Annotated in this window: 21 protein-coding genes; 4 read left to right on the plus strand and 17 right to left on the minus strand. The window is 73.0% G+C overall.

Annotated features, from left to right (window positions below; all coding sequences use genetic code 11):
• Window positions 1–2 precede the first annotated feature (2 nt).
• The 8 genes from trpB to hisI form a co-directional block, all read right to left on the minus strand.
• Window positions 3–1,244, minus strand: a complete 1,242-nt coding sequence (gene trpB, locus CFP65_RS08890) for a tryptophan synthase subunit beta (protein WP_104815598.1) — start codon at window positions 1,242–1,244, stop codon at window positions 3–5.
• Between the two features lie 55 nt (window positions 1,245–1,299).
• On the minus strand, window positions 1,300–1,449 hold the full coding sequence (trpM, locus tag CFP65_RS42480) for a tryptophan biosynthesis modulator TrpM (protein ID WP_371682387.1): 150 nt from the start codon (window positions 1,447–1,449) through the stop codon (window positions 1,300–1,302).
• A 9-nt stretch (window positions 1,450–1,458) separates the two neighbouring features.
• Entirely contained in the window at window positions 1,459–2,271 is an 813-nt protein-coding gene (gene trpC / locus CFP65_RS08895) for an indole-3-glycerol phosphate synthase TrpC (protein ID WP_104815599.1), read from the minus strand.
• A 173-nt stretch (window positions 2,272–2,444) separates the two neighbouring features.
• Window positions 2,445–2,885, minus strand: coding sequence for a DUF2752 domain-containing protein (locus tag CFP65_RS08900; protein ID WP_254552294.1), 441 nt, complete (start codon window positions 2,883–2,885; stop codon window positions 2,445–2,447).
• Between the two features lie 119 nt (window positions 2,886–3,004).
• A complete protein-coding gene (locus tag CFP65_RS08905; RefSeq protein WP_104815601.1) occupies window positions 3,005–3,250 on the minus strand; it encodes an HGxxPAAW family protein in 246 nt (81 codons plus the stop codon).
• Between the two features lie 115 nt (window positions 3,251–3,365).
• Window positions 3,366–3,989, minus strand: coding sequence for a TIGR02234 family membrane protein (locus CFP65_RS08910; protein WP_254552295.1), 624 nt, complete (start codon window positions 3,987–3,989; stop codon window positions 3,366–3,368).
• Window positions 3,990–4,174: 185 nt separating this feature from the next.
• Window positions 4,175–5,686, minus strand: coding sequence for an anthranilate synthase component I (locus CFP65_RS08915; RefSeq protein WP_104815602.1), 1,512 nt, complete (start codon window positions 5,684–5,686; stop codon window positions 4,175–4,177).
• Window positions 5,687–5,747: 61 nt separating this feature from the next.
• Window positions 5,748–6,125: a phosphoribosyl-AMP cyclohydrolase gene (gene hisI / locus CFP65_RS08920; RefSeq protein ID WP_104820731.1), complete on the minus strand. Its 378-nt coding sequence runs from the start codon at window positions 6,123–6,125 to the stop codon at window positions 5,748–5,750.
• 141 nt (window positions 6,126–6,266) lie between these two features.
• Here hisI and CFP65_RS08925 point away from each other — a divergent pair, with 141 nt between their 5' ends.
• Window positions 6,267–7,154, plus strand: a complete 888-nt coding sequence (locus CFP65_RS08925; protein ID WP_104815603.1) for an MBL fold metallo-hydrolase — start codon at window positions 6,267–6,269, stop codon at window positions 7,152–7,154.
• Window positions 7,155–7,161: 7 nt separating this feature from the next.
• On the opposite strand, the gene CFP65_RS08930 is transcribed toward CFP65_RS08925, so the two are convergent.
• On the minus strand, window positions 7,162–7,596 hold the full coding sequence (locus CFP65_RS08930; RefSeq protein WP_104820732.1) for a hypothetical protein: 435 nt from the start codon (window positions 7,594–7,596) through the stop codon (window positions 7,162–7,164).
• 175 nt (window positions 7,597–7,771) lie between these two features.
• Here CFP65_RS08930 and CFP65_RS38800 point away from each other — a divergent pair, with 175 nt between their 5' ends.
• Together CFP65_RS38800 and CFP65_RS08940 are read left to right on the plus strand one after the other, a co-directional pair.
• Window positions 7,772–8,296, plus strand: a complete 525-nt coding sequence (locus CFP65_RS38800; protein WP_158702102.1) for a hypothetical protein — start codon at window positions 7,772–7,774, stop codon at window positions 8,294–8,296.
• Window positions 8,297–8,329: 33 nt separating this feature from the next.
• A complete protein-coding gene (locus tag CFP65_RS08940; RefSeq protein WP_104815604.1) occupies window positions 8,330–8,965 on the plus strand; it encodes a TIGR03085 family metal-binding protein in 636 nt (211 codons plus the stop codon).
• A 39-nt stretch (window positions 8,966–9,004) separates the two neighbouring features.
• Here the strand turns inward: CFP65_RS08940 and hisF are convergent, their stop codons facing one another.
• Genes hisF through hisD form a run of 8 tightly spaced genes read right to left on the minus strand, consistent with a single transcriptional unit; the run spans window position 9,005 to window position 14,763 of the window.
• A complete protein-coding gene (hisF, locus tag CFP65_RS08945) occupies window positions 9,005–9,775 on the minus strand; it encodes an imidazole glycerol phosphate synthase subunit HisF (protein ID WP_104815605.1) in 771 nt (256 codons plus the stop codon).
• Window positions 9,772–10,221, minus strand: a complete 450-nt coding sequence (locus CFP65_RS08950; RefSeq protein WP_104815606.1) for a RidA family protein — start codon at window positions 10,219–10,221, stop codon at window positions 9,772–9,774. Before CFP65_RS08950 ends, hisF begins: the two co-directional genes overlap by 4 nt.
• Window positions 10,218–10,940: a bifunctional 1-(5-phosphoribosyl)-5-((5-phosphoribosylamino)methylideneamino)imidazole-4-carboxamide isomerase/phosphoribosylanthranilate isomerase PriA gene (priA, locus tag CFP65_RS08955; RefSeq protein ID WP_104815607.1), complete on the minus strand. Its 723-nt coding sequence runs from the start codon at window positions 10,938–10,940 to the stop codon at window positions 10,218–10,220. The genes CFP65_RS08950 and priA overlap by 4 nt, the downstream gene beginning before the upstream one ends.
• Window positions 10,941–10,960: 20 nt before the next feature.
• Complete coding sequence (gene hisH / locus CFP65_RS08960) at window positions 10,961–11,596, minus strand: imidazole glycerol phosphate synthase subunit HisH (RefSeq protein WP_104815608.1); 636 nt, start codon at window positions 11,594–11,596, stop codon at window positions 10,961–10,963.
• 14 nt (window positions 11,597–11,610) lie between these two features.
• Window positions 11,611–11,763, minus strand: a complete 153-nt coding sequence (locus tag CFP65_RS39660) for a hypothetical protein (RefSeq protein WP_168219581.1) — start codon at window positions 11,761–11,763, stop codon at window positions 11,611–11,613.
• Entirely contained in the window at window positions 11,760–12,353 is a 594-nt protein-coding gene (hisB, locus tag CFP65_RS08965; protein ID WP_104815609.1) for an imidazoleglycerol-phosphate dehydratase HisB, read from the minus strand. The genes CFP65_RS39660 and hisB overlap by 4 nt, the downstream gene beginning before the upstream one ends.
• Before the next feature lie 5 nt (window positions 12,354–12,358).
• Window positions 12,359–13,459 (minus strand): histidinol-phosphate transaminase, encoded by a 1,101-nt coding sequence (locus CFP65_RS08970; protein ID WP_104815610.1) that lies wholly within the window; start codon window positions 13,457–13,459, stop codon window positions 12,359–12,361.
• Window positions 13,456–14,763, minus strand: coding sequence for a histidinol dehydrogenase (gene hisD, locus CFP65_RS08975; protein WP_104820733.1), 1,308 nt, complete (start codon window positions 14,761–14,763; stop codon window positions 13,456–13,458). Before hisD ends, CFP65_RS08970 begins: the two co-directional genes overlap by 4 nt.
• A 118-nt stretch (window positions 14,764–14,881) precedes the next feature.
• Between hisD and CFP65_RS08980 the strand changes: the two genes are divergently transcribed.
• On the plus strand, window positions 14,882–16,465 hold the full coding sequence (locus CFP65_RS08980) for an oxidoreductase (RefSeq protein WP_104815611.1): 1,584 nt from the start codon (window positions 14,882–14,884) through the stop codon (window positions 16,463–16,465).
• Window positions 16,466–16,524 lie beyond the last annotated feature (59 nt).

The following is a 16,524-nucleotide window of genomic DNA, read 5'->3' on the forward strand; positions in this document are numbered from 1 at the left end:
GGTCACTTCCCTCCGTTGTCAGAAGCGTTGTCGTACAGGCCGAAGTACTGGGCGGCCGTGTGCATGTCCTTGTCGCCGCGGCCGGAGAGCGAGACCAGGATGGTCGCCTCCGGGCCGAGCTCGCGGCCCAGCTCCAGGGCGCCGGCCAGCGCGTGGGCGCTCTCGATCGCCGGGATGATGCCCTCCGTGCGGGAGAGCAGGCGCAGCGCCTGCATCGCGGCGTCGTCCGTCACCGGGCGGTACTCGGCCCGGCCGGAGTCCTTGAGCCAGGCGTGCTCGGGGCCGACCCCGGGGTAGTCCAGGCCGGCGGAGATGGAGTGCGACTCGATGGTCTGGCCGTCCTCGTCCTGCAGGACGTAGGTGCGCGAGCCGTGCAGCACGCCCGGGTCGCCCTTGGTCAGGGTGGCCGCGTGCCGCGGGGTCTCGGCGCCCTCGCCGGCCGCCTCGCAGCCGATCAGTCGGACGCCCGCGTCCGGGATGAACTCGTGGAAGATGCCCATCGCGTTGGAGCCGCCGCCGACGCAGGCGACCACGGCGTCCGGGAGCTTGCCGGTGCGGTCCAGCACCTGCTGGCGGGCCTCGATGCCGATCACCCGGTGGAAGTCGCGGACCATCATCGGGAAGGGGTGCGGGCCGGCCACCGTGCCGAAGAGGTAGTGGGTGGAGTCCACGTTGGCGACCCAGTCGCGGAACGCCTCGTTGATGGCGTCCTTGAGGGTGCGGCTGCCGGACTTCACGGCGATGACCTCGGCGCCGAGCATCCGCATCCGGGCCACGTTGAGCGCCTGGCGCTCGGTGTCGACCTCGCCCATGTAGATCGTGCACTCGAAGCCGAACAGCGCGCAGGCGGTGGCGGTGGCCACGCCGTGCTGGCCGGCTCCGGTCTCGGCGATGATCCGGGTCTTGCCCATCCGGCGGGTGAGCAGGGCCTGGCCGAGCACGTTGTTGATCTTGTGCGAGCCGGTGTGGTTCAGGTCCTCGCGCTTGAGCAGGATCCGCGCGCCGCCCGCCTCCGCGGAGAAGCGGTGCACGTCGGTCAGCGGGCTGGGCCGACCGGTGTAGTCCTTGAGCAGGGCGTCCAGCTCGGCGGCGAACGCCGGGTCGGCCTTGGCCTTCTCGTACTCCTCGGCGACCTGCTCGACGGCGGCGACCAGCGCCTCCGGGATGAAGCGGCCGCCGTACGCGCCGAAGTACCCGCGCGCGTCGGGCACTTCGGTGCCCGGCTGGTAGTCGTTCTCGGACATGGCAGTAGTCCTCAGGGGTGTGATGGGCGAGAAAAAGGTGACTCGGAACGGCTTCTCAGCCGTGAGTCCTGCGCCATCGCCGGCCCTGCACCTGCCCGGGCTCGCAGCCGATCACGTACCGCACCCGCCGCCCCAGCACCCGGCGTGCGGGCGCGCGGCAGCCGCGCGGGCGGCAGCCGGGGGCGAGGCGGGTGGTCAGTGACATGGCGGCGGGTCAGCCCCGTCCGTTGTTGCGCAGCGCCGGGTGGGCACCGGCGGCCACCAGGTCGGCCACGGCCGCCTTCGGGTCCTTGCCGGTCACCAGCGACTCGCCGACCAGGACGGCGTCCGCGCCCAGGTTGGCGTACGCGATCAGGTCGTGCGGGCCGCGCACGCCGGACTCGGCCACCTTCACGATGTGGTCCGGGATGGAATCCACCACGTTGCCGAAGGTGTTCCGGTCGACCTCGAGGGTCTTCAGGTTCCGGGCGTTCACGCCGATGATCCTCGCCCCGGCGTCCACCGCCCGGGCGATCTCCTCCTCGTCGTGCACCTCGACCAGCGGGGTCAGCCCGATCGACTCGGCCCGCTCGATGAGCGAGACGAGCGCGGGCTGCTCCAGCGCGGCCACGATCAGCAGCGCCAGGTCGGCCCCGTGCGCGCGGGCCTCCCACAGCTGGTAGGCGGTGACGATGAAGTCCTTGCGCAGCAGCGGGGTCTCCACGGCGGCCCGGACGGCGTCCAGGTCGGCCAGGGAGCCGCCGAAGCGGCGCTGCTCGGTCAGCACGCTGATCGCCGCGGCACCACCGGCCGCGTAGTCCAGCGCCAGGGCGGCCGGGTCGGCGATCGCCGCCAGGGCCCCCTTCGAGGGGCTGGAGCGCTTGACCTCGCAGATCACCCGGACGCCGTCGCCGCGCAGCGCGGCCACACCGTCCTTGGCATCCGGCGCCTTGGCCGCCAGCTCCTTGAGCTCGTCCAGGGAGACCCGGGCCTGCCGCTCGGCGAGGTCCGCACGGACCCCGTCGATGATCTCGTCGAGCACACTCACGCGGGCGCCCCCATCATTTGATCCAGTCAGATCCGCGGGTGCGGTGTGCACGGCATCTTGGCTGATCCCACGCCTCAACGCCCCCGTCGGCTCTTCGATGGTATCGGGCCCGGGGGGCGCACGGTGCATCCGACCGGCGCGCGTCTCGCGTAGCGGAATGCTCCCGGCCGGATTCAGGCCGCCGGCGGGGCGAAACCGTGACCGGCGGGGAGGTTCCGGAAGACCGTGAAGGCCAGCAGCACGAGCACCGCCATCGCCGCCTGCCGCCCGCTCAGCCGCGGCCTCGGCCCGGCCGTACCGGTCAGCGCTGCCCAGCACCAGAGCAGCCAGCCGAGCACCGCGAAGACGGCGAGGCCGAGCACCAGGACGTTGTCGTGGGCCGCCTCGGTGATCCGGCCGTGGGCCAGCGCGTGCACGGCGCGCAGACCGCCGCAGCCGGGGCACCACCAGCCGGTGGCCTGCAGGAACGGGCAGGTCGGGTAGTGCCCCGGCTGGTTCGGATCCACCCCCGCCACGTACAGGGTCGGCACCCCGACGGCCACCAGCGCGGCCAGCGGCCGGCCGAGGCGGCGCACCAGCGAGGGCGGGGCGGCGGGGCTCGCGGAGGCGTTCACCTCTCGGATTCTGCCCCGGGCCCGCCGCTCACCCGCCGCGCCACGCTCCACCGGGGGCGTCCGGACACGACTGAGGGGCGCACCGGCGAGCGGTGCGCCCCTCAGATCGGTACGGGACCTCAGACGGAGACGGCGGTCTTCGTCTCGGTGGCCACCGCGTGGTGGTGCGTGGTGGGCTGCTTGCCCATGCCGGCCATCGACATCGCCTTGCCGACCACACCGCCGACCAGCACGACGGCCATGCCGACCCAGAACAGCCAGACGGCGGGCATGATCATGGCGACGCCGCTGACACAGAAGCCGATGAACGTGATGGTCACGCCGGTCCACGCGGCGGGGTTGTGACCGTGCGATGCTGCCGCCATTTGACGATGCTCCTTGGTTCTACGGGGCCCGGCCGGGGCTACCAGAGGCGCACGCGGCAGGTTGACTCTCCCATTGTGCCCGGCCTCACCGGACGACCCCAAGCGGGGGCCGACCTCATCTGGTGGGATCTTCGCCACGGTCCAGGGCCTGCCAGAGCTCGGCCGGGGTGCTGGGCCGGCCGGCCTTCGCCGGCCGGGCCGCCTTGGCCTGCCGGGTGGGCGCGTCGTACCGGGCCCCCATGGCCGGCCAACCCCGGCCGGCCCGCAGCGTGACCAGCCCGGCCACCGCCAGCAGCAGCCCGCCGAAGGCCGCCACCCACGGCCAGGCCGTGTGGCTCACCTGCTCGGCCTGGGCACTCATCAGCGCGAGCTTGCGGCCCGCCTCGGCGTCCAGCGCCGAGCCGTCGAACGCACCGGCCACCGCTGCTGCGGCGGCCCCCAGCCCGGCCACCACGGTCAGCCCGCCGACGACCATCCGTCCGACCCCGCGCACCGCGAAGACCGCCACCGCAGCCGCCAGCGCCACCAGCGCCAGCCCCCCGGGCAGCCCCGAGACGGCGCTCCCGCTGACACTCAGCTCCAGTTGCCCCCCGACCCGCCCCTCGGCCCAGACCCGCCCCACGGCCGTCAGCACCAGCAGCACCCCGACCCCGGTCAACCCGAGCATCGCGGCCATCCCCCGCCGGGAGGAGGAGGCAGCACGTTCGTTCCGGGGCGGCGCAGCAGCTGTTTCAGTCACCCACCTACTATCCATGACGGCGATCGGCCGGCAGCGTCTGGGGGCGCGGGGAACGGCGCGGCCGACCATGCACCGCCCGCAGTCCTACGCCGCTACCCGGTTGCACTATCCGTTGACGGTGCAAGTGGCTGCGCGGGCGAGATGGCGACTCCGCTTCTTCCGCACTCGCGCAGTTCCCCGCGCCCCTAAAGAACCGGACGCAGCGTGTTGGCCGTCGCAACGGCCCTCAGCACCGCCGCCGCCTTGTTGCGGCACTCGGTGTCCTCGCTCTCCGGGTCCGAGTCGGCCACGACGCCTGCGCCGGCCTGCACGTACGCCGTGCCTTCGCGGAGCACGGCCGTACGGATCGCGATCGCGGTGTCGGAGTCGCCGGCGAAGTCCAGGTACCCCACGCAGCCGCCGTACAGCCCCCGCCGCGTGGGTTCGAGCTCCTCGATGATCTGCATGGCCCGCGGCTTGGGCGCCCCGGAGAGGGTGCCGGCCGGGAAGCAGGCGGTGAGCACGTCGAAGGCCGAACGGCCGGCCGCGACCCGGCCGGTGACGGTGGAGACGATGTGCATCACGTGGCTGTACCGCTCGATCGACATGAAGTCGACCACCTCGACCGAGCCCGGCTCGCAGACCCGGCCGAGGTCGTTGCGGCCGAGGTCGACGAGCATCAGGTGCTCGGCCCGCTCCTTGGGGTCGGCGAGCAGCTCGGTGGCGAGGTCCGCGTCCTCCTGCGGGGTGGCGCCCCGGTGCCGGGTGCCGGCGATCGGGTGCACCATGGCCTGGCCGTCGGTGACCTTGACCAGCGCCTCGGGGCTGGAGCCGACCACGTCGAAGCCGCCCTCGGCGCCGCCGTCCGGGCCGGGGAAGCGGAAGAGGTACATGTACGGGCTCGGGTTGGTGGTGCGCAGCACCCGGTACACGTCCAGGGCGGAGGCGGCGCAGGGCGCCTCGAAGCGCTGGGAGGGCACCACCTGGAAGGCCTCGCCGGCCCGGATCCGCTCCTTGATCTCCTCCACGGCCGCCCGGTAGGGCGCCCCGCCGAACGGCGAGTGGGCGTCCACGGCGGTCGGGGTGAAGACGGCCAGGCCCGGCGAGACCGGGCGGGCCAGGTCGGCCTCCATCGCGTCCAGGCGGGCCACGGCGTCCGCGTAGGCCTCGTCCACGCCGGTCTCGAGGTCGTTGTGGTTGACGGCGTTGGCGATCAGCACCACCGTGCCGCCCACGTGGTCGAGCACCGCGAGGTCGGTGGCGAGCAGCATGGTCAGCTCGGGCAGCCGCAGGTCGTCCGGGGTGAGGTTGGGCAGCTTCTCCAGGCGGCGGACGATGTCGTAGCCGAGGTAGCCGACCAGGCCGCCGGTGAGCGGCGGCAGGCCGTCGTCCTCGCCCCGGGGGGTGTGCAGGGCGGCGAGCGCGGCCCGCAGCACCTCCAGCGGGTCGCCGGTGGTGGGGATGCCGACCGGCGGGGTGCCGTGCCAGCGGGCGTTGCCCTCGGCGTCGGCGGTCAGGGCGGCGGCACTGCGCACGCCGACGAAGGAGTACCGCGACCAGCTGCCCTGCTCGGCGGATTCCAGCAGGAAGGTGCCGGGGCGCTCTCCCGCGAGGCTGCGGTAGAGACCGAGCGGGGTGAGGCCGTCCGCGAGGAGCCGGCGGGTGACCGGAATGACCCGGGTGTCTACGGCGAGCTTGCGGAAAGCCTCAAGGTCCATGGGATCAGGCACCGTTCGTGGTCGGGAGGTGTGCTGAGCGCAGCCTAGCGATCAGCGAAGCCTAGCGATCACCGGCGAGCAGCACGTCCTCGTCGAAGCAGGTCCGCGCCCCGGTGTGGCAGGCCGCGCCGGTCTGGTCCACCCGCACCAGCAGGGTGTCGCCGTCGCAGTCGAGCGCGACCGACTTGACCAGCTGGACGTGGCCCGAGGTGTCGCCCTTCACCCAGTACTCGTTGCGGCTGCGGCTCCAGTACGTGCAGCGCCCGGTGGTGAGGGTGCGGTGCAGCGCCTCGTCGTCCATCCAGCCGAGCATCAGCACCTCCCCCGTGTCGTACTGCTGCGCGACGGCGGGCAGCAGCCCGTCGGCCGTCCGCTTCAGGCGGGCGGCGACGGCCGGGTCGAGCGCGGTGGTACCGGGAACGGCGGGGATGGTCGACATGTCGCCCATTCTGGCAGCTCCCCCGCCGCCGCTGCGCCGAGAGCAGCGGCGGCAGGCGAAGTCAACGGCATTCCGGCGTTGAATTCCCGCTCTGCGGTGGGATATTCATAAAGGGCAGGAACTTCTCCGAGGAGACCCTCCATGAACGAATTGACGGCCGATTCCGACTGGCGGGTCGATACCCGCTGCACCAACTGCGACGCCGCCCGCCAGCTCGCCCCGGGGCTGATCGCGGAGGCCGCCGGCCGCTCCGTCCTCACCCGTCAACCAGCCACTCCCGCCGAGCAGTCGGCGCTGTACGCCGCCGCCTTCGCCTGTCCGACCCGGTCGATCCGGCAGGGCGGCCGGGCCCCGCGGCCGGTCCACGATCCGTACCCGCTGCGGCTCACCGGGCAGGTCTTCCTGTGCGGGCACAATTCCCCGCACACCGCCGGGGCGAATTCCTATCTGCTGCGCCGCCCGGCCGGCAATCTGCTGATGATCGACACGCCGCGCTGGAATTCCGCGCTGGCCGCGAAATTCGCGGCGCTCGGGCCGGTCACCGACGTACTGCTCACCCATCGGGACCACGCGGCGCACGGGCGCGCCTGGGCCGACCGGTTCGGTGCCCGGCTCTGGATCCACGAGGGCGATCTCGCCGCCGCGCCGGACGCCGACCGGGTGCTGCGGGGCGGCGGGCCCACCGAGATCGCCGAGGGCGTGACGGCGCACCCGCTGCCCGGCCACACCGAGGGCAGCGTGCTCTACCTGGCCGACGGGGCGTACTGCTTCAGCGGCGACAGCTTCTACTGGTCCCGCGCCGATGACGACCTCGCCGTCGCCGAATCGGTCACCTGGTACTCCGTCACCGAGCTGGCCGCCTCGCTGGCCCGGGTCGCCCCCGGCCTCGAGTTCGACTGGCTGCTCCCCGGCCACGGCGGCCGCAAGCAGCTGCCCGCCGGGGAATTCGCCCGCCGGCTGGCCGCCTTGGCCGCCCGCACCGCCGCCCTCCGGCCCCGGCCGGTGAACTTCGCGGCGGTGCGGTGGTGAGGCGCCGCTACCGTTCGCAGCCCTCGGGCCAGACCACCTGGACGTAGAGGCCGGCCTTGCGGGCGGCGGCCACCACCTCGGCGGGCTCGCTGCCCGGGGCGCCGTCCCAGACGGCGATGAGTTCGTCGACCATGCCGACCAGGGCCCGGCAGACGTCCTCGCCGAGGCCGCCGGCCTCGACGGCGGCCAGGCGGTGGACGGCGGTGGCCTCGCGCAGCAGCGGGCCGCTCGCCGCGCCGCCGCCGGCCGGGACGACCACCTCCAGCTTGCCGCCGTGGTCGAGCACGGCCCGGGCGAACCAGCGGTCCGGGCCCGGCCGCAGACAGCTCACCCCGACCAGCTCGTAACTCCCGTACTCGGTGACCAGCGGCCAGAGCGCGCCGCGCACCAGCATCTCGGTGATCTCCGAGAGCCCTTCGTGTCCGATGATTCCGACTCGCATCCGCAGGTACTCCTCGCGCATCCGGGCCGTGCCGCCGCCAGGCTACCGCCCATCCCGCCGCCTCCCGCCCCACCGCCGCACCCGGCTCCCTCCCTCCGTGCCACCCATCCCGCCGTTTCCCTCCCCTCCTCCGCGTCCCGCCACCAGAATGGCTCCCGAGACGAGGGGGTTCGGCATGGCGGCGGAGCAGGGCAGGCGCGGGCGGCGGGCGGCGGTGGCGGTGACCGTCCTGGTGGTGCTGGCCGGAGTGGTGGTGCTGCTCTGGCCCGCGCCGAAGAAGAAGGCGGCGCTGCCGCCGCCCCCGCCCCCGAGCAGCAGCGCGCCCGCGCCCTCGCCCAGCGCGCCCAAGCTGCCGTATCCCTGGTTCGCGGCGGGCACCTGCTACGACCACCCGCAGCTGAGCAAGGTGATCACCAGCGCCGAGGCCCGGCCCTGCACCGGCGACCACGACGCCGAGGCGATCGCCAACGTGAAGCTGCCGGAGGGCCTGACCACCGACCTGGCGATCGGCCGCGCGCTGCGCGAGCTGTGCAAGGCCCCGGCCGCCGAGTGGCAGCAGCGCCAGGGCGGCGGCACCTTCTACACCTACCCGGTCACCCCGGACCTGACCTTCTACACGCAGGGGTACCGGGACGCGACCTGCGGTCTGGCCGTCAGCAACCACCAGGACGGCGAGAAGCTGCACGCCCCCTTGCGCTGACCGATCACCCGGGCCGGGCGTACTGTGTGCGCCATGTCGAACTTCGCCCGCACCGAACGCCACCGCCTGGCCGATCTGCTGACGGCCGGCGGCCCGGACGCCCCCACACTCTGCGGCGGTTGGACGGCCCGTGACCTGGCCGCGCACCTGGTGCTGCGCGAGGCCCGGCCCGACGCGGCGGCGGGCATCCAGCTCAAGCCGCTGGCCGGCTGGACGGATACGGTCCAACGCCGGTACGCGGCCATGGACTTCGCCGAGCTGGTGCGCCGCTTCCGGTCCGGCCCGCCCTGGTACTCGCCGTTCGCACTGCCCGGTGCGGACGAGGCGGCCAACACCGTGGAGTACTACGTGCACGCAGAGGACGTCCGCCGCGGCGAGGCCTGGGAGCCCGGGCCGGTCGACCCGGGGCTGGAGGCGGCGCTCTGGAAGCGGCTGCCGATGCTCACCCGGTTCGAGACGGCCCGCAAGACCCCGGTCCGGCTGCACCTCAACCACCCGGACGGCCGCCGGGTGACGGTGGCCGAGAAGCACCCGCAGACCGTCAAACTCACCGGCACGCCGGGCGAGTTGATCCTCTTCGCGTTCGGCCGAGGCGCCCACACCACGCTCACGGCGGAGGGCACCCCCGAGGCGCTGACCGCCCTGCGGAAGGCCCTCCCCCTGCCGTGAGCGGGGGCGTCGGCCGGCCAGCCGCCGCCGGCGCGGCGGTCAGCGGACCGGCTGACCGGCCTCGCGGAGCGCGCCCTTGACCTGGCCGATGGTCAGGTCGCCGAAGTGGAAGACGCTGGCGGCCAGCACGGCGTCCGCCCCGGCCGCCACGGCCGGGGCGAAGTCGGCGAGCTTGCCGGCGCCGCCGGAGGCGATCACCGGGACGGAGACGGCCTTGCGGGCGGCGGCGATCATCTCCAGGTCGTAGCCGTCCTTGGTGCCGTCGGCGTCCATCGAGTTGAGCAGGATCTCGCCCGCGCCCAACTCGGCGGCGCGCGCGGCCCACTCGATCGCGTCCAGACCGGTGCCCTGGCGGCCGCCGTGGGTGGTGACCTCGAAGCCGGAGGCGGTCTCGGTGCCCTCCGGGCAGCGACGGGCGTCCACCGAGAGCACCAGCACCTGGCGGCCGAACCGCTCCGCGATCTCGCGGATCAGCTCGGGCCGGGCGATCGCGGCGGTGTTGACGCCGACCTTGTCGGCCCCGGCCCGCAGCAGCCGGTTGACGTCCTCGACCGAGCGGACGCCGCCGCCGACGGTGAGCGGGATGAAGACCTGCTCGGCGGTGCGGCGCACCACGTCCAGGGTGGTCTCCCGGTCGCCCGAGGAGGCGGTGATGTCAAGGAAGGTGAGTTCGTCGGCGCCCTGGGCGTCGTAGAGCTTGGCCAGCTCCACCGGGTCGCCCGCGTCCCGCAGGTTCTGGAAGTTGACCCCCTTGACGACGCGCCCGGCGTCCACGTCCAGGCACGGGATGACACGTACGGCGAGGGTCATGCGGTTCTGCCTTCCAGGCCTTCGGGGGTTTTCAGCGCTTCGGCGAGCCCGACGCGGTGGGCGTCGAGCTCGATCTCGACCAGCATCCGGGAGTCGATCAGGCCCTCGACCACCACCATGGTGGAGACCGGGCGGGCCTCGACGAAGAGCTCCCGGTGCGCCCGGCCGACCTCCTCGGCGTCCCGGACGTGGGTGAGGTACATCCGGGTGCGGACCACGTCGTCCACCGTCAGACCGTACGCGGCGAGGGCGTCCAGGCCGAGCCGGAAGGCGGCCAGCGCCTGCCGGTACGGGTCGCCCTCGTGCTGGACCTGGCCCTGCGCCCAGGCGGTGGTGCCCGCCACGTGGACGTAGTCCCCGGCCGCCACCGCGCGGGCGTAGCCGAACTCCTCCTCCCAGGGGGAGCCGGTGGTCAGCCTGCCGCGCACGATCTGACGCTCCGTCATGACGCGGCCTCCAAAGCCTCTTCGAGGGAGAACTTCCGCTCGTAGAGGGCCTTGCCCACAATGGCGCCCTCGACACCTTCCGGCACCAGGGTGGCGATCGCCCGCAGGTCGTCCAGCGAGGAGACCCCGCCGGAGGCGACCACCGGGCGGTCGGTGGCGGCGCAGACGTTGCGCAGCAGCTGGAGGTTGGGGCCGGTCAGGGTGCCGTCGCGGTCCACGTCGGTGACCACGTAGCGGGCGCAGCCCTCGGCGTCCAGGCGGGCCAGCACCTCGTAGAGGTCGCCGCCCTCGCTGGTCCAGCCGCGGCCGCGCAGGGTGGTGCCGATCACGTCCAGGCCGACCGCGATCTTGTCGCCGTGCTCGGCGATCACCTTGGCCACCCACTCCGGCTGCTCCAGCGCGGCGGTGCCCAGGTTGACCCGGGTGCAGCCGGTGGCCAGCGCGGCGGCCAGCGAGGCGTCGTCGCGGATGCCGCCGGAGAGCTCGACCTTGATGTCGAGCGCGCCGGTGACCTCGCGGATGATCGCGTGGTTGTCGCCGGTGCCGAAGGCGGCGTCCAGGTCGACCAGGTGCAGCCACTCGGCGCCGGCCTGCTGCCAGGCCAGGGCGGCGTCCAGCGGGGCGCCGAAGGAGGTCTCGGAGCCGGAGGCGCCCTTGGTCAGGCGGACGGCCTGGCCGTCACGGACGTCGACGGCGGGGAGGAGTTCGAGGCGGGACATGCGGGGGTGACTCTCCCGGTTCAGAGGGTGTTGACCCAGTTGGTCAGCAGGGCGGCGCCGGCGTCGCCGGACTTCTCGGGGTGGAACTGGGTGGCCCAGAGCGGCCCGTTCTCCACGGCGGCCACGAAGGGCTGCCCATGGGTGGTCCAACTCACCAGCGGCGCCGCGATGTTCTCGTTGGTGACCGCCAGCTCCCACTGCCGCACCCCGTAGGAGTGCACGAAGTAGTACCGGGTGTCGGCGCTCAGCCCGGCGAACATCCGGCTGCCCTCGGGCACGTTCACGGTGTTCCAGCCCATGTGCGGCACGACCGGGGCGTCCAGCGGCTCGACCGTGCCGGGCCACTCGTCGCAGCCGGCCGTCTCCACCCCGTGCTCGACCCCGCGCTCGAAGAGGATCTGCATGCCGACGCAGATGCCGAGCACCGGCCGCCCGCCGGAGAGGCGGCGGCCGATGATCACGTCACCGCGCGCCTCCTTGAGCCCGCGCATGCAGGCCTCGAAGGCCCCGACCCCGGGCACCAGCAGGCCGTCGGCCGCCAGCGCGGTCTGGAAGTCGGAGGTGACGGTGACGTTCGCGCCGGTGCGCTCGACGGCACGCTGGGCGGAGCGGAGGTTGCCGGAGCCGTAGTCGAAGACGACGACGTTCTTGGCCATGTGGTTCGTAGCTCCTAAAGCCGCATGATGCCGGAGGCGAGGCAGAGCGCGGCACCGATCGCCAGCACGGCGATCACGCTCTTCGACTGCTTCTGCCGCCAGAACGAGTACACGCCGCCGGCCAGGAAGAGGCCGACGATGATCAGCAGGGTTGCGGCTTTGCTCACAGTGCGCCCTTGGTCGAGGGGAGGATGCCAGCCGCGCGCGGGTCGCGCTCGGCGGCGTAGCGCAGAGCACGCGCGAGGGCCTTGAACTGGCACTCGACGATGTGGTGCGCATTGCGACCGTACGGTACGTGAACGTGCAGGGCGATCTGCGCCTGGGCCACGAAGGACTCCAGTATGTGCCGGGTCATGGTGGTGTCGTAGGCACCGATCATCGGCGCCATGCCCTCGGGCTCGGTGTGCACCAGGTACGGGCGGCCGGAGAGGTCGACGGTGACCTGGGCCAGCGACTCGTCCAGCGGCACGGTGCAGTTGCCGAACCGGAAGATGCCCACCTTGTCGCCGAGCGCCTGCTTGAAGGCGGCGCCCAGCGCGAGGGCGGTGTCCTCGATGGTGTGGTGGGTGTCGATGTGCAGGTCGCCGTCGGTCTTCACGGTGAGGTCGAAGAGGCCGTGCCGGCCGAGCTGGTCGAGCATGTGGTCGTAGAACCCGACGCCCGTGGAGATATCGGTCTTGCCGGTGCCGTCGAGGTCGATCTCGACCAGGACCGAGGTCTCCTTGGTGGTGCGCTCAACGCGTCCGATGCGGGACATACGGGTTACTGCTCCTTGATCACTGTGGCGACGGCTTCGAGGAAGGCGTCGTTCTCGGCGGGAGTCCCGGCGGTGACGCGCAGCCAGCCGGGCACGCCGTTGTCGCGGACGAGCACACCCCGGTCGAGGATGGCCCGCCAGACGGCGTGGGTGTCGGCGAAGCGGCCGAACTGGATGAAGTTGGCGTCGGAGTCGGTGACTTCGAGCCCGAGGTCCTTGAGGGCGCCGACCAGCCGGTCGCGCTCGGACTTCAGCCGCTCGACGTAGCCGAGCAGGGTGTCGGTGTGCTCCAGGCAGGCCAGCGCGGTGGCCTGGGTGACGGCCGACAGGTGGTACGGCAGCCGGACCAGCTGCACCGCGTCCACCACGGCCGCGTCCGCCGCCAGGTAGCCGAGCCGCAACCCGGCCGCGCCGAAGGCCTTGGACATGGTGCGGCTGACCACCAGGTTGGGGCGGCCTGCCAGCAGCGGCAGCAGCGAGGCGCGGTGGGAGAACTCCACGTACGCCTCGTCCACGATCACCACGCTCGGCCCGGCGGCCTGGGCGGCCTCGTAGAGCGCGAGCACCGTCTCGGCGTCGACCGCCGTGCCGGTCGGGTTGTTCGGCGAGCAGACGAATACCACGTTCGGCCGGTGCTCGGCGATCGCCGCGACGGCCGCATCGAGGTCGATGGTGAAGTCCTCGTTGCGCGGGCCCGAGATCCAGTTCGTGCCGGTGCCACGGGAGATGAGCGCGTGCATCGAGTACGAGGGCTCGAAGCCGAGCGCGCTGCGGCCGGGCCCGCCGAAGGTCTGCAGCAGCTGCTGGAGCACCTCGTTGGAGCCGTTGGCGGCCCAGACCTGCTCGCGGGTCCGGGCGAAGCCGGTGGTCCGGGTCAGGTACGCGGCCAGGCCCTCGCGCAGCTCGACCGCGTCCCGATCCGGGTAGCGGTTGAGGCCGCGCGCCGCCTCCGCCACCCGCTCGGCGATCCGGGCCACCAGCGGCTCGGGCAGCGGGTAGGGGTTCTCGTTGGTGTTGAGCTGGACGGGCACGTCCAACTGCGGTGCGCCGTAAGGAGACTGGCCGCGCAGCTCGTCCCGGATCGGCAGGTCGTCGATTTTCGTCACTGCGGAACCGTCCAGTCGAATCGCGCCTTGATCGCGTCACCGTGGCCGGGCAGGTCCTCGGCGGTGGAGAGGTCGACCACGTGGGCGGCGATCTCCGCGAGCGCGGCGCGGTCGTACTCCACGACCTGGACCCCGCGCAGGAAGGTCTGCACCGAGAGGCCGGAGGAGTGGCAGGCACAACCCCCGGTCGGCAGCACGTGGTTGGAGCCGGCCGCGTAGTCGCCCAGCGAGACCGGGGTGTAGCGGCCGATGAAGATCGCGCCCGCGTTGCGGACCTGGGCGGCCACGGCGTGGGCGTCCCGGGTCTGGATCTCCAGGTGCTCGGCGGCGTAGGCGTTGGCCACCCGCAGGCCCTGGGCCAGGTCGTCGACCAGGATGATGCCGGACTGCGGCCCGCCGAGCGCCTCGGCGACGCGCTCGCTGTGCTTGGTGCGGGCCACCTGCTCCTTGAGCTCGGCCTCCACCGCCTCCGCCAGCTGGGGCGAGTCGGTGACCAGCACCGAGCCGGAGGTCGGGCCGTGCTCGGCCTGGCTGATCAGGTCGGCGGCCACCTCCACGGCCTCGGCCGTGTCGTCCGCGAGCACCATGATCTCGGTCGGGCCGGCCTCGGAGTCGATGCCGATCCGCCCGGCGAACAGCCGCTTGGCCGCCGCCACGTAGATGTTGCCCGGCCCGGTGACCAGGTTGACCGGCTCGCACTCCTCGGTGCCCAGCGCGAACATCGCCACCGCCTGGGCGCCGCCGACGGAGTAGACCTCGTCCACGCCCAGCAGCGCGCAGGCCGCGAGCACGACGGGGTGCACCCGGCCGCCGAAGGCCTTCTGCGGCGGCGAGGTGACCGCGATGCCGGTGACCCCGGCCTCCTGGGCGGGCACCACGTTCATCACCACGGAGGACGGGTAGACCGCGAGGCCGCCCGGCACGTACAGGCCGACCCGGTCGACCGGCACCCAGCGCTGGGTCACCGTGCCGCCGGGCACCACCTGGGTGGTGTGGCCCTGGCGGCGCTGGTCGGCGTGGACGGCCCGGGCCCGGCGGATCGACTCCTCCAGCGCGGCGCGCACCTTCGGGTCCAGCTCGGCCAGCGCCTCGGCGATCTGCCCGGCGGGCACCCGGGTGGACTCCAGCCGGACGCCGTCGAAACGCTCGGTGATCTCGATCAAGGCCGTGACCCCGCGATGGCGTACGTCCTCGCAGATCGGCCGCACCTTCTCCAGGGCGGCTTCCACGTCGAACTCGGCACGGGGCAGCACGTCGCGCAGGCTCTCGTTGGCGGAGCCGCGCAGATCGATTCGAGAGATCACACCGCCCAGTGTAGGGAGTGCCCGGAACACGGGGTCGCGCATTTCAGTCCGTGATACGAAAGGCGAGACAGCGCGGGATCTGCACGGGACCAGCGCTGGATCACGGGGGGAGATCAGCATGAGTCAGGCACCGGAGGGGCTCACGCCGACCGAGGAGGGCCTCTGGAAGGCCTTCTGCCGGGGCGAGGTCTGCGACCTAAGCAGCGGCGACAGCGAGGTGGACGACATCACCTCCGGGCCGGACTGGCCCGAGGAGCGCACCATCCGGGCCGAGGTGATCGCCCGGCTGCTGCTGGCCAGCCCCACCCCCGCTCCCGGGCGCGTCACCTCGCTCCGGCTCACCGGCGCCTACATATCCGGCTACCTCAACCTGGCCGGCGGCGTCTTCCCGCACTACGTGGAGCTGCGGTACTGCCGGTTCGAACGCAAGGTGCTGATCTCCGAGGCCCGGGCCGGCACGGTGCGGCTGATCAGCTGCTTCATCCCCCGGATCGAGGCCTCCCGACTGGTCACCGAGGGTGACCTGCACCTCCCCCGCTGCGTGATCCCCTGGGGCGTGCGGCTCACCGACGCCCGGATCGGCACCGACCTGCTGGTCAACCAGATGATCATCGGCAGCGACAGCTTCGGCCGGGCCTTCGCCGGCGACGGCCTCAGCGTCGACCAGGACCTGGAGGCCGAGCGGATCACCTCCTACGGCGAGGTCGCGCTGCGCTCGGCCCGGATCGGCGGCCGGCTCACCTTCCGCGGCTCCCAGCTCTACGCCCCCGCCCCGCGCGAGGAGCGCAACTGCCTCAACCTGGCCCGGGTGCAGGTCGGCAACACCCTCTACCTCGGCGGTTCGCTGGACGGCGGCTGGACCACCTCGCGCACCATCTACGGCTACGGCTACGGCGGCTACCTCGGCACCGACAGCGCCACCACCCCGATGCGGGCCTTCGGCGGGGTCCGGATGGTCGACGGCCGGTTCGACGCCGCCTGCGTGATCAACCGGGCCGAGTTCCACCTCGCCCCCGGGCAGGAGCTCTCGCTGCGCCGGGTCAAGACGCCCGAGCTGCGCTTCACCTGCCCGGCGCCGGCCGAGGGCAAGGTCTCCTTCTCCCGCGCCCAGATCGGCAACCTGGTCGACGCCCCCGAGAGCTGGCCGCGCAACGGCCGGGTCGGGCTGACCGGCTTCACCTACGAATCGCTCCGCTCCGAGGTGCCGTTCTCGGTGGCGCAGCGGATCGCCTGGCTCGGCGACTCGATGGGCGAGTACCAGCCGGAGCCGTACGAGCAGCTGGCCGCCACCCTGCGGCGGGCCGGCCGGGACGAGGACGCCCGCGAGGTGCTCTACGCCAAGCAGCGCCGCCGCCGCTCCACGCTGCCGCTGCCCGGGCGGATCTGGGGCCGGCTCCAGGACGCCACCGTGGGCTACGGCTACCGCCCGGGGCGCGCGGCGCTCTGGCTGGTGGCGGCCTGGGCGCTGGGCGCCGCGTACTTCAGCGGCCACCAGCCGCCGCCTCTCAAGGCGGACGAGGTGCCGACCTGGGACCCGCTCCTCTACTCCCTGAGCAAAGTCATCCCGGTGGTGAATCTCGGTCAGGACGGGTGGAACCCGCAGGACGCCGGCCAGTGGGTGGCCTCCGGCCTGGTGATCGCCGGCTGGGTGCTGGCCACCACCGTGGTGGCGGGCGCGAGCCGACTGCTGCAGCGGGGCTGAGGCGGCCGACTGCGGTCCGGGCGGGGCTTCCGGCGCGGTGCTGCAGCCGCTCACCGGGG

Origin of the sequence: Kitasatospora sp. MMS16-BH015 (genome assembly GCF_002943525.1) — a bacterium.
GTDB lineage: Bacteria > Actinomycetota > Actinomycetes > Streptomycetales > Streptomycetaceae > Kitasatospora.

Coding starts and splice junctions, on each gene's coding strand:
- trpB (WP_104815598.1), bottom strand. CDS start 1,244: ATGTCCGAGAACGACTACCAGCCGGGCACCGAAGTGCCCGACGCGCGC.
- trpM (WP_371682387.1), bottom strand. CDS start 1,449: ATGTCACTGACCACCCGCCTCGCCCCCGGCTGCCGCCCGCGCGGCTGC.
- CFP65_RS08905 (WP_104815601.1), bottom strand. CDS start 3,250: ATGGCGGCAGCATCGCACGGTCACAACCCCGCCGCGTGGACCGGCGTG.
- CFP65_RS08915 (WP_104815602.1), bottom strand. CDS start 5,686: ATGGACCTTGAGGCTTTCCGCAAGCTCGCCGTAGACACCCGGGTCATT.
- hisI (WP_104820731.1), bottom strand. CDS start 6,125: ATGTCGACCATCCCCGCCGTTCCCGGTACCACCGCGCTCGACCCGGCC.
- CFP65_RS08925 (WP_104815603.1), top strand. CDS start 6,267: ATGAACGAATTGACGGCCGATTCCGACTGGCGGGTCGATACCCGCTGC.
- CFP65_RS08930 (WP_104820732.1), bottom strand. CDS start 7,596: ATGCGAGTCGGAATCATCGGACACGAAGGGCTCTCGGAGATCACCGAG.
- CFP65_RS38800 (WP_158702102.1), top strand. CDS start 7,772: ATGGCGGCGGAGCAGGGCAGGCGCGGGCGGCGGGCGGCGGTGGCGGTG.
- CFP65_RS08940 (WP_104815604.1), top strand. CDS start 8,330: ATGTCGAACTTCGCCCGCACCGAACGCCACCGCCTGGCCGATCTGCTG.
- hisF (WP_104815605.1), bottom strand. CDS start 9,775: ATGACCCTCGCCGTACGTGTCATCCCGTGCCTGGACGTGGACGCCGGG.
- CFP65_RS08950 (WP_104815606.1), bottom strand. CDS start 10,221: ATGACGGAGCGTCAGATCGTGCGCGGCAGGCTGACCACCGGCTCCCCC.
- priA (WP_104815607.1), bottom strand. CDS start 10,940: ATGTCCCGCCTCGAACTCCTCCCCGCCGTCGACGTCCGTGACGGCCAG.
- hisH (WP_104815608.1), bottom strand. CDS start 11,596: ATGGCCAAGAACGTCGTCGTCTTCGACTACGGCTCCGGCAACCTCCGC.
- hisB (WP_104815609.1), bottom strand. CDS start 12,353: ATGTCCCGCATCGGACGCGTTGAGCGCACCACCAAGGAGACCTCGGTC.
- CFP65_RS08980 (WP_104815611.1), top strand. CDS start 14,882: ATGAGTCAGGCACCGGAGGGGCTCACGCCGACCGAGGAGGGCCTCTGG.